Below are 14,168 nucleotides of genomic sequence, written 5' to 3' on the forward strand. Positions count from 1 at the left end.
GGCGTGTTGTTGTTATCCCGCCTCCCATAACAACAACACGCCGCAAGTCAACGGGGGCGGTTACATGCCGTCGGCGTCCCAGCGGCCCGTTGAGCGGCTGCGGACGGGGAGGCTCGACAGGATTGGGGCGGGGATCGGGTCGCCCTCTCGCCAGGGGCGGCCGGCGCCCCAGTTGTGGCGTAGGCGGTCGGTGCGCTCGTCGGCGTGCTCCAGGGCGGTGGGGTCGGCGCCCCAGTTCAGGTTCGTGTGGTCGTGGTCGTGGTCGTGGTCGGCGTGCCCGTGGTCGTCGTGGTCGTGGCCGTGGCCTGCCTGTAGGCGGGCGGCGTCCAGGGCCTTGGCTATGGCCAGGGCGCTTTTGTCGGTGCCGTGGCCGTGCTGGACGTAGTCGTCGTCCACCTCGCCCTGCTCACGCTGGTAGAGCACGGCCTCCTGGAGCTCTTTCAGGTCGCGCTCGGAGCGGCCCGCCGTCCCACGGCCCAGGTCGTGCGACGCCATGGACCAGCGCATCCGCCCGCCGCCGGGCGCGTAGTTGACGGCCACACCGCCCCAGCGCACCCACTCGTTCTGCGTGTACCAGTTGACGAGTTCGCCGTCGGAGCGCAGCAGCCACGTCGCGCCGCCCTCCTGGGTGGTGAAGTGCCCGTGCTTCACCCGCGCCGGACGGAAGAAGTACGTGCCCAGGTCGAGGGTGCCGAAGTTGTACTCCATGTGGCCTTGGACGGTGTACGCCTCCTCGTAGCAGGGGTGGTGCGCTAGGCGGTGGTCGGTCCAGCCCTCCTGCGCGTGCACGAGCCTGGTGTAGAAGCCGCTGACCGGATCGACATGCAGGTACTTGATGAACAGGCCGGGCATAGGGCCGGCCTTGGGCACCGCGTCCCACGTCATGGCCTCGCTGTCGATGACGATGACGTCCTCGTAGGCGTCCTTCCAGCGGGGCGCGTTCAGCCCGTCCACGGGGTCGAACCCCGCGTCGCCGTACTCCCGGTAGTGCAGGACGCGGGTGCCCTCGGTGAAGGTGATGAAGTCGGTGGGGACGCCCTTGGGCGCGTACACGTAGCCGCCCTTGCCGATCTCGCGTCCGCCGTAGGTCATCGAGCCTTCGAGCACGTAGTACTCGGTGTTGGCGTGGTGGATGCCCGGGCCGCGTCCCCAGTCGGTGTGGAAGTCCAGCCGCAGCGAGGACGAGCCGTCCTCCTCGTCCACCGACAGCCGGCGCTCGCTCGCCCTGCCCTCCCCGCCGACCAGCTCGGCTGCGTGCCAGACGTAGTCGTCTTCCTGGATCAGCTCGACGTGGGGTCGCACGTGCTCGTCTCCGTTCCGCGGTCCTGTTTCGCTATAGGAAACATTGTTTCGCAGCGGGAGGCAAGGGTCCGGTGTCTTGACCCGGTTCCGCTCCTAGGGAAACACTATTTCCCTGAGTGGAACAGGGGAGGTCGCCATGGGGTTCGACGCGATCGTGGTCGGCGCCGGGCCGGGCGGGCTCGCGTGCGCGATCACGGCGGCCGGTGCCGGGGCGCGGGTGCTGGTGCTGGAGAAGGCCGCCGACATCGGCGGTGCGCTGCCGTACTCCGGCGGGCACCTGTCCGCGGGCGGCTTCTCGGCCCAGCGGGAGCGCGGCATCGCCGACGACCCCGAACGGCACCTCGCCGACATCCGGCGGATCAGCCGGGGCACCGGCCGCGAGGACCTCACCCGGCTCTCGCTCGCCGAGCAGCCCGCCGTCCTGGACTGGCTCCTCGCCGCCGGGTTCGAGATCGACCCGGCCACCCCCCGCATCGTCTACGGGCACGAGCCGTACACGACGCCGCGCACCGTCCACGCGGCCGAGACGCCGGGCGGCCCGGCGATCCTGCGCACCCTGCGCCGCCTGCTGCGGCCGCTCACCGAGGACGGCCGCGTCACCGTCCGGACCGGGACGCGCGTCACCGGACTCCGCACCGAGGGAGAAGCCGTCACCGGCGTGACCACCGAGGACGGCCGAGGCACGCCCGCACCGGCCGTCGTCCTCGCCACCGGCGGGTTCGGCCACGCGCCCGACCTGTTCGCCGAACTGGAGGGCGCGCCGCTGACGACGTCCGCCGCACCGACGTCCACCGGTGACGGCCTGCGCATGGCGCGGCGGATCGGCGCCGGGCTGCAGGGCCTCGGGCAGTACATCCCCACGTTCGGCGGGCTGCCGCCGGAGGGCGACGACCCGCGGGTGGACTGGCTGAACCGCCCGCAGCTCGTCGCGGCCGAGCGCCCGCCGTGGGAGATCTACGTGGACCGGCACGGCCGCCGCTGGATCGCGGAGGACGAGCCGAGCATCGACCGCAAGGAGCGCGTCCTCACCGGCGTCGACCGGATGACGTTCTGGATGGTGTTCGACGCCAGGGCGCTGCGGGAGTCCCGCCCCATGGTCCACGGCTGGACGCCCGCCGACCTGGACGCCCGCTGCGGCCGCAGGCGCGGCCTGCACCGCGCCGCCGGGCTCGCGGAGCTGGCGGAGCGCGCGGGCATCGACCCGGCCGGCCTCACCGCCGAGGTCGCCCGGTACAACGCCGCCGTCGCGGCGGGCGCCGACCCCGCGTTCGGCCGCCGGCACCTGCCCGCGCCGATCGCCGAGCCGCCGTTCTACGCCGTCGAGAACCACCCCGTCACACTGATCACCTTCGCGGGTATCGACGTCGACGCCCGGCTCCGGGTGCGCCGCGCCGACGGTGGCGCCGTTCCCGGCCTGTACGCGGTGGGGGAGGTCATCGGCTCGGCCGCCGTCAACGGCAACGCGTTCTGCTCCGGCATGTGCCTGACGCCCGCGCTCGCCTTCGGCCGCATCGTCGGCCGGCACCTGGCGGGGGCGCCCGCCTCCGCGCCCGCCTCAGCGCCCACCTCAGTGGGCGAACGCGAACCCGGCGGCGCGTAGCCGCGCCGAGGACACCGGCACCTCCGGCGTCCTGATCTCGCCCCGGTAGGTCAGCTCGGGCAGCCCCTCGGCCTTGCAGATCTCCCCGAACGCCGCCGCGTTCGTCGGCGGCACCTCCGCGTCCGGGAAGGCGTTGTAGACGCCGGTCAGCCCTTCGGTGACCACGAAGTCGAGCGCGGCGGCGGCGTCCCGGTAGTCGATCCGGTACAGCAGCGCGCCGGCCGCGAACGGGACGCTCCCGCCGAGCCGCTCGTGGGCGAACCGGACCCGCGCCGGGTAGTCGATGTCGCGGGGGTGGCCGTACACGTCCGGGATGCGGACCACCGCGCCGCGCGGCGCGGCGAGCACCGCCCGCTCCGCCGCGATGAAGTTGCGGGGCGAGGCGTCGTCGTCCTCGGTCGTGGGGGTGTCCTCGTCGATGAGCGTCCCGGTGCCCGCCCCGTAGACGGACGTCGAGCTGGTGAACACGACGCGCGGGTGGACGGCGGCCGCGGTCCGCGCGGTCCCCGCGAGGGTGTCGGCGTACTCGGCGACCCGCTGGGCGGCGTCGAAGGAGTGCGACAGCCGGGGGCTCACGGTCAGCACCACTGCGTCGGCGCCGCTGACGGCCGCGGCCAGGGCCGCCTCGTCCGAGCCGCGCAGGACGGCGACGTCCGAGCAGACCGTGCGCACCTCGTCCACCCGGCCGGGGGACGTGGTGGTCCCGACGACCGTGTGCCCCCGCTCCGTCCAGCGCCGCGCGAGCTCCATCCCGACGTTCCCGCACCCGACGACCACGTACCGCACAGGGGGCCTCCCAACAGTGGCCCGGCACCGGGCCTCGAAATGGAAACGCTGTTTCCCTACTCTGGCACATATCGCCGGCCCCCCGCAGAGGAGAACCTTCGTATGATCGCCCGCTCATACCTGTACGTGCCGGGGAACGCACCGGACATGCTCGCCAGGGCACCCGGCCGCGGCGCGGACGCCCTGATCATCGACCTGGAGGACGCGGTGCCGCAGGCCGCGAAGGAGAGCACCCGCGCCGCGGTGGCCGCCCGGCTCGGCGCGCTCGGCCGCCCGGCCGGCGGCCCGAAGGTCTGGGTGCGGGTCAACCCCGGCGAGCCGGGACACCTGGACGCCCGCGCCGTCATCGGCCCGGCCGTGGCCGGGTTGTGCCTGGCCAAGGCCGAGAGCGCCGAGGACGTGACCGCGCTCGGCCGCGTCATGGCCGAGGCCGAGGAGGCGGCCGGGCTGCCCCCCGGCGAGTTGCGGATCATGCCGCTGCTGGAGTCGGCCGCCGCGCTGCTGGACGCCGCGCGCATCGCCCGCGCCCCCCGGGTGGCACGGCTGCAGCTCGGCGAGGCCGACCTGGCCGCCGACCTCGGCGTGGTCCCGGGCCCGGACGGACGCGAGCTGCTCTGGGCGCGCTCCACGGTCGTCGCGGTCAGCGCCGCCGCCCGGATCGCCCCGCCCCTCGCCCCCGTCAGCGTCGACATACGGGACCTGGACGGGCTGCGCGAGTCGACCCGCGCGCTGTTCCGGATGGGCTTCCTCGGCCGGGCCTGCATCCACCCGGCGCAGATCCCGGTCGTCCACGAGGTTTTCACCCCGAGCCCCGGCGCGCTCGCCGAGGCGCGGGACGTCGTGGAGCGGCACGAGCGGGCGCTGGCCGAGGGCAGCGCGGTGTCGGTGGACGACAAGGGCCGGCTGCTGGACGAGGCCGTGATCCGCTCGGCGCGCCGCGTCCTGGAGCTGGGCCGGTGACCGCTGCCCGCCCCGGTTCCGCCGCGCGGATAGGCGCGCGGGCAGGCGCGCGGTCAGGGGCGCGCCGCGTCCCAGACCCGGGCGATCTCTCCGGCGGCGGCGCGGACCAGGTTCCGGTAGCGCTCGATCTCCGCCGGGGTGAAGCGGTGCAGCGGGCCGCACACGCTGACCGAGCCGTGCACCGCGCCGTCCGGGCCGGGCAGCGGCGCGGCGACCGAGGCGGCGTCGGGCAGCCGCTCGCCGAGCGACACCGCGGTCCCGTCCGCGGCGATCGCGGCGAGTTCGGCGCGGAGTTCCCCCGGGTCGGTGACGGTGCGGGCGGTGAGGGCCGTGCGGGGGCGGGCGAGCACGGCCTCGCGCCGCTCCGCCGGCAGGAACGCGAGGATCGCCTTCCCCGACGAGCCGGCGTAGAGCGGGAACCGCCGCCCGACCTCGACGGTCATCCTGACCTCCCGCGGGCTCTCGAACTGGTCGAGGTAGACCCGCTCGTCCCCGACCAGGCCGGACAGCGTGGTGGTCTCGCCCGTCTCGTCCCGCAGCCGGCGCAGCACGGGCGCGGCCGCGTCCCGGACGTTGGCGCCGCGCAGCGCGCTGACGCCGAGCGCCACGGCGGCGGAGCCGAGCCGGTACCGGCCGGTGCCGGGGTCGTCCTCCAGCATCTCCCGCGACACCAGCGAGCGCAGGATGCGGTGCACGACGGCCTTGGAGACACCGAGCTCGCGGCTGATCGCGCTGACGCCGAGGCTCCGCGGCCCGCCCGCGAACAGCAGCAGCACGTCGGCGACGCGCCCCGCGACCTCCGTCCCGGACTGCGCGCCGGCGTTCCGGGTCCGGTCGCTCACGGCAATGATCCTAGGGACGCCTCAGCGGCCCCGCGGCACGTACCTGCCGACGGGCGGGCCGGTCACCTCACCGCCGGAGTACACGCGGTGGCCGCGGACGAAGGTGTCCGTCACCCGGGCCGTCATGGCGAACCCCTCGAACGGCGTGTACTCCTGCGCGGACTCCGACGCGGCGGCCCGGACCGTCCAGGCGGAGTCCGGGTCGACCAGCGCGATGTCGGCGTCGTACCCCTCGGCGATGTCGCCCTTGCCGCCCAGGCCGTAGCGGCGGGCCGGATTCCCCGCGGTCAGCCGGGCGATGCGCTGCAGCGACAGCCCCCGCTTGACGCCCTCGCCGACGAGGCCGGGCAGCAGGTACTCCGCCCCGCCGAACCCGGACTTGGCGAGGAAGACGTCGTCGCGGTCGGCGCCGAACTTCATCTCGTCCCGGCAGCAGGCGTGGTCGCTGACGACCCAGTCGACCTCGCCCGCCAGGACGTGCCGCCACAGCGCCTCGACGTCGGCGCGCTCGCGCAGCGGCGGGTTGACCTTGCCGCCGAGGCCGTGCGCGGTGTCGACGTCGGCGAGCAGGTGCCCGATGGTGACCTCGCGGCGGAAGTCGATGTGCGGGAACGCGTCCGCCATGGTCAGGGCGGCCGAGAGCGCCTTCCCGGACGACAGGTGCAGCAGGTTGATGTTGGGCAGGCCCGTCTCGTGCGCGAGGTAGGCGGCGATGGTCACCGCCAGCCCCTCCGAGTGCGGCGGGCGGGACGCGCTGTAGGCCCGCAGACCGGAGAGCGCCCCCTCCCGCTCGACCATCGCCGTGTAGGCGGTCATGATCTCGGCGGTCTCGCAGTGCAGCGACAGCGAGACGTGCGGGGCGTACTCGGTGAGCGCCTCGCGGGCCCGCTGGACGCCCCGCATCACGAACTCGAAGTGCGCGAGGTCGTAGCGCTCGCCCGGCGGCGTCATCAGGAAGTCGCTCTGCGAGCTGGACCGGCCGTGCAGCCCGTGCCCCCCGTAGAACATGAAGATCTTGAACGAGGTGACGCCGAACTCCTCGATGAGCCGCGGGATCTCCCCGATGTGCTCCGCCGTCATCGGCGCCAGGTGGAAGCCGTAGTCCACGTAGGCGTTGCCCTGCGCGGCGCCGAGCACCTCCGGGAAGAACTCCCGGTAGGGCCCGCTCTTGTTCAAGTAGTACTGGCCGGTGCGCATGTAGGTGAGGGACGTGGTGACGCCGCCCTGCGCGCAGGCCCGGCTCTCGGTGCGGGTGTCGGTGGCGAGGTCGTTGTAGATGCCCCAGTGCTGGTGGGCGTCCACGACCCCGGGGAACGCGAGCCGGCCGCCGCCGTCGACCACGGTGGCCGCGTCGTCGTCCGGCAGGGCGGGCGCCACCCGGGTGATGACGTCGTCGTCGACCGCGATGTCCAGCAGCGGGGGGTCGCCGTCCGGCGCCTCGGGACGGACCACCCGGACGTTCTTGATCAGCAGTTCGGTCGTCGCCATCGTCGCCTCTCCCATCCGGGGGCCGCGCTGTGTTCCGCTGAACGGAACAATCAGCTGTCGCTCCAGCCTGACGTTCATGGCCTCTGAGGTCAATGGCCGTTCCCCACTTGACCTGAAACGGCTCCTCCTGTCAGCGTGAAACGAGTCGGCCGTTCCTCTCATCGGAACGGCAAGGAAGGTGGTGGCATGACCGACGCCCTGTCCGGGGTCCGCGTGCTCGACGCGGCCACGCTGTTCGCGGGCCCGCTCGCCGCCACGCTGCTCGCCGACTACGGCGCCGAGGTCATCAAGATCGAGCACCCGAAGGGCGACCCCGTCCGCGGCCACGGAGCCCAGCGCGACGGCGTCGGGCTGTGGTGGAAGATGCTGGGCCGCGGCAAGAAGTCCGTCACCCTGTACTTGGGCTCGCCCGAGGGGCAGGAGCTGTTCCGCCGGATGGCCGCCGACGCCGACGTCGTCATCGAGAACTTCCGGCCCGGCACCCTGGAGCGCTGGGGGCTCGGCTACGACGCGCTGCGCGAGATCAACCCGCGGCTGGTGCTGGCCCGCGTCACCGGCTTCGGGCAGACCGGCCCCTACGCCGGCCGTCCCGGCTTCGGCACGCTCGCCGAGGCGATGAGCGGGTTCGCGGCGATCACCGGGGAGCCGGACGGCCCGCCGACCCTGCCGCCGTTCGGGTTGGCGGACGGCATCGCCGCGCTGGCCACCGCGTACGCCGTGCTCACGGCGCTCCGCGCGCGGGAGGCCACCGGCACCGGGCAGGTCGTCGACCTCGCCATCATCGAGCCGATCCTGACGCTGCTCGGCCCGCAGATCATCGCCTACGACCAGCTCGGCGAACTGCAGCGCCGCACCGGCAACCGGTCCCACAACAACGCGCCGCGCAACATCTACCGGACCCGGGACGGCGGCTGGGTCGCGGTCTCCACCAGCGCCCAGTCGATCGCGGAGCGGGTGATGCGGCTGGTCGGCCGGCCCGAGCTGATCGACGAGCCGTGGTTCGCGACCGGCGCGGACCGCGCCCGGCACGCCGACGAGCTGGACGAGGCCGTCGGCTCCTGGATCGCCGCCCGCGACCGCGCCGAGGTCGTGGCGGCGTTCGAGGAGGCGCAGGCCGCCGTCGCGCCCGTCTACACCGCCGCCGACGTCATGGCCGACCCGCAGTTCGCGGCGCTCGGCACGATCGCGACCGTCCCGGACGACGAACTCGGGCCGATCCGCATGCAGAACGTCCTGTTCCGCCTGTCACAGACCCCGGGCCGGATCGACTGGGCCGGTCCGCCGCTCGGCGCGCACACCGCCGAGATCCTCGCCCGCTACGGGGCAGATGAGGCGGAACAGGCGGTACTACGCGCCAAGGGAGTGATCCGTTGACCGCCCGCCCGATCGACCCGCTGCTCACCGCGATCGCCGGCGGGGTCCGGCTGATCGAGCTGGGCCACCCGTTCTTCACCGGGATGCCCTGCTCGCCGAACCACCCCGGCTTCCGGATGACGCTGATCCGGCGGCACGGCGACATGAAGCGCCTGGACGGCGGCTCGGCCGCCAACGAGATCATCGTGACCGGCGGCCACGTCGGCACGCACATCGACGCGCTGTCGCACGTCAGCCACGACGGGCTGCTGCACGGCGGGGCGGACGCGGCCGAGGCGCAGCTCGGCGGCGAGTTCACCGTGCACGGCGCCGAGAACCTGCCGGGGCTGCTGCGGCGCGGAGTCCTGCTGGACGTCGCGGCCGTCCACGGCGTCGAGACACTGCCGCCCGGCTACGGCGTCACCGCCGACGACCTGGAACGCGCCGCCGAGCGCGCGGGCACCGAACCCGGCGCGGGCGAGGTCGCGCTGATCCGCACCGGCTGGGCCCGCCTCTTCGGCGACGCCACCGCCTACCTCGGCCGGGAGAGCGGCGTCCCCGGCGCGACCGTCGAGGCGGCCGAGTGGCTCGCCGCCCGCGGGGTCGTCGCGACCGGCGCCGACACCACCGCCTACGAGCGGATCCGGCCCGGCGCCGGGCACGCCGTCCTGCCCGTGCACCGCGTCCTGCTCGTCGAAGCGGGGATCTTCATCATCGAGCACCTGAACCTGGAGGAGCTCGCCGAGGCGGGGCTGCACGAGTTCGCCTTCCTCCTGGCGCCGCTGCGGATCAGGGGCGGCACCGGCTCGCCCGTCCGCCCCCTCGCGGCGGTGACGACGTGACCTCCGATCAGAAGACGCCCGTCCAGCGCCTCGCCGCCCTCGCCGACCGGGTGCGGCGGGACGGCCTGCCGCCCGAACTCCGCGCCGACGCCGCACGCCGCGTCCTCGACGTCCTAGGCAACAGCCTCGCCGCGACCGCGCAGCCCCCGGCCCGCGCCGTCGGCGAACTCGTCACCGAATGGGGCGGCGCGGGACGGGCCACCGCGATCGGCACCGGCGCCCGCCTCCCCGAGCCGAGCGCGGCCCTGCTGAACGGCACGCTCGCGCACTCCCTCGATTTCGACGACACGCATCTGCCGTCCGTGCTGCACCCCTCCGCGTCCGTGGTCCCCGCCGCGCTCGCGGTCGCCGAGGCGCGCGGCGCCACCGGGGCGGCCCTGCTGGACGCCGCCGGCGCCGGCGTGGAGATCACCGTCCGGCTCGGCATGGCCGGCTACGACCGGGAGCTCGGCAACTCGGTGTTCTTCGAGCGCGGCCAGCACGCGACCGCGATCTGCGGCGCGCTCGGCGCGGCGGCCGCCGCAGCGATGCTGTCCGGCCTGGACGCCGGCGGCATCGCCGACGCGCTCGGCATCGCCGCCAGCATGGGCTCGGGCATCCTGGAGGCCAACCGGACCGGCGGCACCGTCAAGCGGATCCACTGCGGCTGGGCCGCGCACGCGGGCGTCACCGCCGCCGGGCTCGCCCGCACCGGGATCACCGGCCCGCCGACCGTCCTGGAGGGCCGCTTCGGGCTGCTCCAGGCGTTCTGCGGCGACCGGGCCGACCCCGCCGCGCTCACCGACCGGCTCGGCGAGCACTGGGAACTGCCCGGCGTGTTCTTCAAGCCGTACCCGTGCAACCACTTCACCCACGCCGGGATCGACGCCGCCCTCCGGCTCCGCGCCCGCGGCCTCGACCCGGCCGACGTAGCGGAGATCGAGCTGGGCGCGCCCACGCCCGTCCTGCGGACCATCGGCGAACCCGCGGAGGACAAGGCCCGGCCGGAGTCGGGGTACCACGCGGCGTTCTCCGGCCCGTACACCGTCGCGGCGGCGCTGCTGGGCGGCGGCGGGCTCGGGGTGTTCCACGAGGACTTCACCGACGAGGCCGCCGCCGACCCCGCCCGGCTGGCGCTGGCGGCGAAGGTCCGCTGCGTCCCCGACGCCCGCTGCGACGCGATCTTCCCGCACGCGTTCCCGGCCGTCCTGCGCGTTCGCACACGCGGCGGCGCCCTCCTGGAGGAACGCGTGAACAGCAATCGGGGCGGCCCGGAAAATCCGCTGTCACCGGACGAACTGGCCACCAAGTTCGAGTTGAACGCCACCCGCCACGTGCCTGCCACCCGGGCCGCCGAGATCACCGACCTGACCTACGACCTGGCAACTCTCGACGACCTTGAGGCCCTGACGTCGCTGCTCCGCTGATCCTTCGTCACGTCCAGAAGACGGCCACGCCGACGTTGAGAACCGCTAGCGCCCCGATGGCCATGAAGACGGGCGTGGCGAGGGGGCGGCGGCGTCCCAGCAGGATGAGGACGAGCGCGGCCAGCACCACCCCGAGCTTCACGGTGATCTTGACGTTGTCCACCTCCGCGTCCAGCGCACCCTGGAGCACGCCGACCAGCGCGACGCCGGTCACGAGCTGGGTGAGCGCACCGTGCAGCATCCCGGTCGCGGGACGGACCGGACCGCGCCGCGCCTCGGGGAGCTGGGCGAGGAAGCCGCCGATGAGCACCGCGAGGCCGACGAAGTGGAAGAACAGCAGCAGAAGCCGGACGAACTCCAAGGCAATGACCTCCGGGAGGAAAGATCGAGTACTACAAGCTGTAGTACTAGCACGGAACGACCAACACCGCCTAAGCCAAGCCACCCCCGCGGCGAGCACGGGCGAGCGCCAGGCCGCCGAGGAGCATGGCGATCAGGCCGAGGGCCACGGCGACGTAGGCGCCGCCGAGACCGTTGCCGGTGCCGACGCCGCCGTCGGAGGTGACGGCGACCAGCCCGCCGAGGACGATGCCGGCCGACCCCGCCGCCAGCGCGACGGCGGCCCGGTTCCGCCCGCCGGCGGGGCGGGCCAGCGCCAGTCCGCCGATGACGATCCCGGTCAGCCCCGCCAGCCCGGCCACGGAGGACCCGAGCCGTCCGGCGCCCATGGCGTAGGCGTCGATGAGAGCGAATACGTATTGGACGGACATCTCGTGCTCCTTCGGGTTCACGGCCGGATGTCCGCCGATGATGTCCGCCGGGCCCGCCGCCGGTCGTCCCGCAGGCGCGGACACTTCGCGCTGCCACGCGCGCCGCAAACGGGGGCGCGCTACCGCGTGCGCGGTAGCGGGCGATCATCCGCGGGCAGGAGTCGCCGCCAGGCTCATCCGGTTTATGGTGCGCGCATGGGTACGGGACGGCCGGGCGCGCGGGCCGCGGCCATCGACTGGGCGATCGCCGGCTGCGTGGCGGCGGCGCTCCTGGTCACCGGGCTCTCCGGCGGGTCCTCCACCGCCGCCCCCGACCTGCTCGGATATGCGCTGCTGGCCGCCGGGGGCCTCGCCCTGGCCGCGCGCCGGCACGCGCCCGTCCCGGTCCTGGCCGTCACCGGGGTGTGCGCGGTGGGGTACCAGGCGGCCGGGTTGGACGTCCCGGCCGTGGCGTTCCTGTTCGCGGTGTACGCCGCCGTCCGGGCCGGGCACCGGATCGTCACGGCGGCGGCGAGCGTGCTGCTGCTGGCCGCCCTCCCCGCCGCGGCCATGGCCTCCGGGCTCCACGACACGGGCGAGGCGTTCGCGCGGGCGCGGGGCGCGCTCGAACTGGCCTGGCTGGTCGCCGCCGGCGCCGCGGGCGAGGCGCTGCGGCAGGCCGAGCGGCGGGCGGCGGAGGCCGAGCGGACGCGGGAGGAGACCGCGCGGCGCCGCGCCGACGAGGAGCGGCTGCGCATCGCGCGGGAACTGCACGACTCCCTCACCCACCAGATCTCGATCATCAAGGTGCGGTCGGAGGTCGCGGTGCACGTGGCCCGCAGGCGCGGCGAACCCGTTCCGGACGCGCTGCTCGCGATCCAGGAGGCCGGCCGGGAGGCGTCCCGGGAACTCCGCGCGACCTTGGAGGCGCTGCGCGACGACGACACGGCGCCGCCGCGCGGTCTCGATCACGTCCCCGAACTGGTGGAGCAGGCCCGCGCCACCGGCTTGGACGCGACATTGACGATCGACGGCCACGGGCACGACGTCCCGGCCGCGGTGGACCGGACCGTCTACCGCATCGTGCAGGAGTCGCTCACCAACATCCTTCGGCACTCCGACGCGGCGACCGCGACCGTCCGGATCGACCGCCGTCCGGAGAGCCTGCTGATCCGCGTCGACGACGACGGCAAGACCGCCCCGGAGACCGCCGCGCCGCCGGGCCACGGCCTGCTGGGCATGCGCGAGCGGGTCGCCGCCCTCGGCGGCCGACTGCGCGCCGGGCCGAGCGGCGAAGGCGGCTTCACCGTCCAGGCCGAACTCCCCGTGGACCGGGCGCCGTGATCCGCGTCCTGCTGGTCGACGACCAGGCCCTCATCCGCGGCGGGTTTCGCGCGCTCCTCGACCTGGAGGACGACATCGAGGTGGTGGCCGAGGCCGCGGACGGGCTCGCGGGCCTGGCCCTGGCCCGCGAGCACCTGCCGGACATCGCGCTCATGGACATCCGGATGCCCGTCGTGGACGGCATCGAGGCCACCCGGCGCATCGCCGCGGACCCGGCGCTGGCCGGGGTGCACGTGGTCATCCTGACCAACTACGGCCTGGACGAGTACGTCCTGGACGCGCTGCGCGCCGGAGCCGCCGGATTCCTCGTCAAGGACATCCTGCCGGAGGACCTCGTCCACTCGGTCCGCGTGGCCGCCCGGGGCGATGCGCTGCTGGCGCCGTCGATCACCCGCCGCCTGATCGACCGCTACGTCGCCCAGCCGCCCACACCCTCCGGACCGGCGCTGCAGGAGCTGACCCAACGGGAACGCGAGGCGGTCGCGCTCGTCGCGCACGGCCTGTCCAACGACGAGGTCGCCGCCCGCATGGTGATCAGCTCCGCCACGGCCAAGACCCACATCAACCGCGCCATGACCAAACTCCACGCCCGCGACCGCGCCCAACTGGTCGTCCTGGCCTACGAATCGGGCCTGGTCACCCGCGGTTAGCGGGTCGCCGGTGCGGGTTCGGCCGGGTGGTGGGCGGGTTCGAAGAGTTCGATGAGGTTGCCTGCGGGGTCGGTGAGCAGGATCTGGCGGCCGCCTGGGCCGGCGACGATGTCGGTGCGGAAGGTCAGGCCGGCGGCGCGGAGCCGGTCGATCTCGGCGTCGAGGTCGTCCAGGACGAGGTGGATGCGGTTGCGGCCGGGCTCGGCGGGGTCGGGCGTCGCGCGGGCGCCGGAGCTGGCCGGGCCGGACAGCAGCAGCCGCAGCGGCCCGCGGACGACGTCGGCGAAGGCGGGCGCGGCGCTCATGCGGACCTCGAAGCCGAGATGGGCGGTGTAGAAGTCGATGGCGGCCTGGACGTCGTCCACGATGTAGCGGACGCCGACGAACTGGTCAGGTGTGGTCATGGCCGGATCTCCTGTTCCGGTTGGACGAGCCGAGGTATCAGGTAGCCGATTCGTGCGTCGATCTCGGCCGCCGTGCGGGCGAAAGCCGCCGGGCCTTCGGTGACCGCGGCGGGGTCGGGGATGCTCCAGTGGATCCGCCGGGGGTGGTCGCCGAAGTCGGGGAAGACCTCGCGGACCTTGTCGCACAGGCTGACCACGTGGGTGAAGCCGCGGCCGGCGAGGTCGTCCAGGCGTCGCGGACGCCGGTCGGCGACGTCGATGCCGTACCGCTCGCTCAGCACGCGCACGGCGGCGGGGTGCAGTCGCGGCTTGGGGTGGCTGCCCGCGCTCGTCACCTCGACCCGGCCGCCGGTGCGGCGGTGCAGCAGGGCCTCCGCGATCGGTGAGCGGGCGCTGTTGCCGGTGCAGGCGAACAGCACGGAGGCGGCGGCTTCTCTTGGCG

At 74.3% G+C, this 14,168-nt stretch carries 15 protein-coding genes; 7 read left to right on the forward strand and 8 right to left on the reverse strand.

What is annotated here, in order from left to right; all coding sequences use genetic code 11:
* Positions 1-60 precede the first annotated feature (60 nt).
* Positions 61-1,302, reverse strand: coding sequence for a DUF4437 domain-containing protein (locus tag E1200_RS22330; protein WP_131954014.1), 1,242 nt, complete (start codon positions 1,300-1,302; stop codon positions 61-63).
* A 136-nt stretch (positions 1,303-1,438) separates the two neighbouring features.
* On the opposite strand from E1200_RS22330, the gene E1200_RS22335 reads away from it, so the two are divergent.
* The gene (locus tag E1200_RS22335; RefSeq protein ID WP_131954015.1) at positions 1,439-2,902 is read left to right on the forward strand and encodes an FAD-dependent oxidoreductase; all 1,464 of its coding nucleotides are present in this window, start codon (positions 1,439-1,441) and stop codon (positions 2,900-2,902) included.
* On the opposite strand, the gene E1200_RS22340 is transcribed toward E1200_RS22335, so the two are convergent.
* Positions 2,870-3,688, reverse strand: a complete 819-nt coding sequence (locus E1200_RS22340) for an NAD-dependent epimerase/dehydratase family protein (protein ID WP_131954016.1) — start codon at positions 3,686-3,688, stop codon at positions 2,870-2,872. The two genes, E1200_RS22335 and E1200_RS22340, sit on opposite strands and share 33 nt — an antisense overlap.
* A 102-nt stretch (positions 3,689-3,790) precedes the next feature.
* Between E1200_RS22340 and E1200_RS22345 the strand changes: the two genes are divergently transcribed.
* Complete coding sequence (locus E1200_RS22345) at positions 3,791-4,648, forward strand: CoA ester lyase (protein WP_131954017.1); 858 nt, start codon at positions 3,791-3,793, stop codon at positions 4,646-4,648.
* A 53-nt stretch (positions 4,649-4,701) separates the two neighbouring features.
* Here E1200_RS22345 and E1200_RS22350 read toward each other — a convergent pair whose 3' ends face one another.
* Positions 4,702-5,490 carry an IclR family transcriptional regulator gene (locus E1200_RS22350; protein ID WP_207933494.1) on the reverse strand — a complete coding sequence of 263 codons (789 nt, stop codon included), beginning with the start codon at positions 5,488-5,490 and terminating at the stop codon, positions 4,702-4,704.
* Positions 5,491-5,511: 21 nt separating this feature from the next.
* Positions 5,512-6,978, reverse strand: coding sequence for a dihydroorotase family protein (locus E1200_RS22355; protein WP_131954019.1), 1,467 nt, complete (start codon positions 6,976-6,978; stop codon positions 5,512-5,514).
* A 186-nt stretch (positions 6,979-7,164) separates the two neighbouring features.
* Between E1200_RS22355 and E1200_RS22360 the strand changes: the two genes are divergently transcribed.
* Genes E1200_RS22360 through E1200_RS35250 form a run of 3 tightly spaced genes read left to right on the forward strand, consistent with a single transcriptional unit; the run spans position 7,165 to position 10,579 of the window.
* Positions 7,165-8,352: a CoA transferase gene (locus tag E1200_RS22360; RefSeq protein ID WP_131954020.1), complete on the forward strand. Its 1,188-nt coding sequence runs from the start codon at positions 7,165-7,167 to the stop codon at positions 8,350-8,352.
* A complete protein-coding gene (locus E1200_RS22365; RefSeq protein ID WP_131954021.1) occupies positions 8,349-9,173 on the forward strand; it encodes a cyclase family protein in 825 nt (274 codons plus the stop codon). The genes E1200_RS22360 and E1200_RS22365 overlap by 4 nt, the downstream gene beginning before the upstream one ends.
* Positions 9,170-10,579, forward strand: coding sequence for an MmgE/PrpD family protein (locus E1200_RS35250; RefSeq protein ID WP_131954022.1), 1,410 nt, complete (start codon positions 9,170-9,172; stop codon positions 10,577-10,579). Before E1200_RS22365 ends, E1200_RS35250 begins: the two co-directional genes overlap by 4 nt.
* Before the next feature lie 7 nt (positions 10,580-10,586).
* Here the strand turns inward: E1200_RS35250 and E1200_RS22375 are convergent, their stop codons facing one another.
* Positions 10,587-10,940 (reverse strand): hypothetical protein, encoded by a 354-nt coding sequence (locus E1200_RS22375; protein ID WP_131954023.1) that lies wholly within the window; start codon positions 10,938-10,940, stop codon positions 10,587-10,589.
* Positions 10,941-11,010: 70 nt separating this feature from the next.
* Complete coding sequence (locus E1200_RS22380) at positions 11,011-11,349, reverse strand: DUF6223 family protein (protein WP_131954024.1); 339 nt, start codon at positions 11,347-11,349, stop codon at positions 11,011-11,013.
* A gap of 195 nt (positions 11,350-11,544) precedes the next feature.
* Here E1200_RS22380 and E1200_RS22385 point away from each other — a divergent pair, with 195 nt between their 5' ends.
* Both E1200_RS22385 and E1200_RS22390 read left to right on the forward strand, forming a co-directional pair.
* Positions 11,545-12,672 (forward strand): sensor histidine kinase, encoded by a 1,128-nt coding sequence (locus E1200_RS22385; RefSeq protein ID WP_131954025.1) that lies wholly within the window; start codon positions 11,545-11,547, stop codon positions 12,670-12,672.
* Positions 12,669-13,322, forward strand: a complete 654-nt coding sequence (locus tag E1200_RS22390) for a response regulator transcription factor (RefSeq protein WP_131954026.1) — start codon at positions 12,669-12,671, stop codon at positions 13,320-13,322. The genes E1200_RS22385 and E1200_RS22390 overlap by 4 nt, the downstream gene beginning before the upstream one ends.
* Here E1200_RS22390 and E1200_RS22395 read toward each other — a convergent pair.
* Together E1200_RS22395 and E1200_RS22400 are read right to left on the reverse strand one after the other, a co-directional pair.
* Entirely contained in the window at positions 13,319-13,726 is a 408-nt protein-coding gene (locus E1200_RS22395; protein ID WP_131954027.1) for a VOC family protein, read from the reverse strand. The genes E1200_RS22390 and E1200_RS22395 overlap by 4 nt on opposite strands.
* A partial coding sequence (locus tag E1200_RS22400; RefSeq protein ID WP_131954028.1) for an arsenate reductase ArsC occupies positions 13,723-14,168 on the reverse strand: 446 nt, incomplete at its 5' end. The genes E1200_RS22395 and E1200_RS22400, both read right to left, overlap by 4 nt.

This window comes from Actinomadura sp. GC306, from assembly GCF_004348665.1.
In the GTDB taxonomy this organism is placed as follows: domain Bacteria; phylum Actinomycetota; class Actinomycetes; order Streptosporangiales; family Streptosporangiaceae; genus Spirillospora.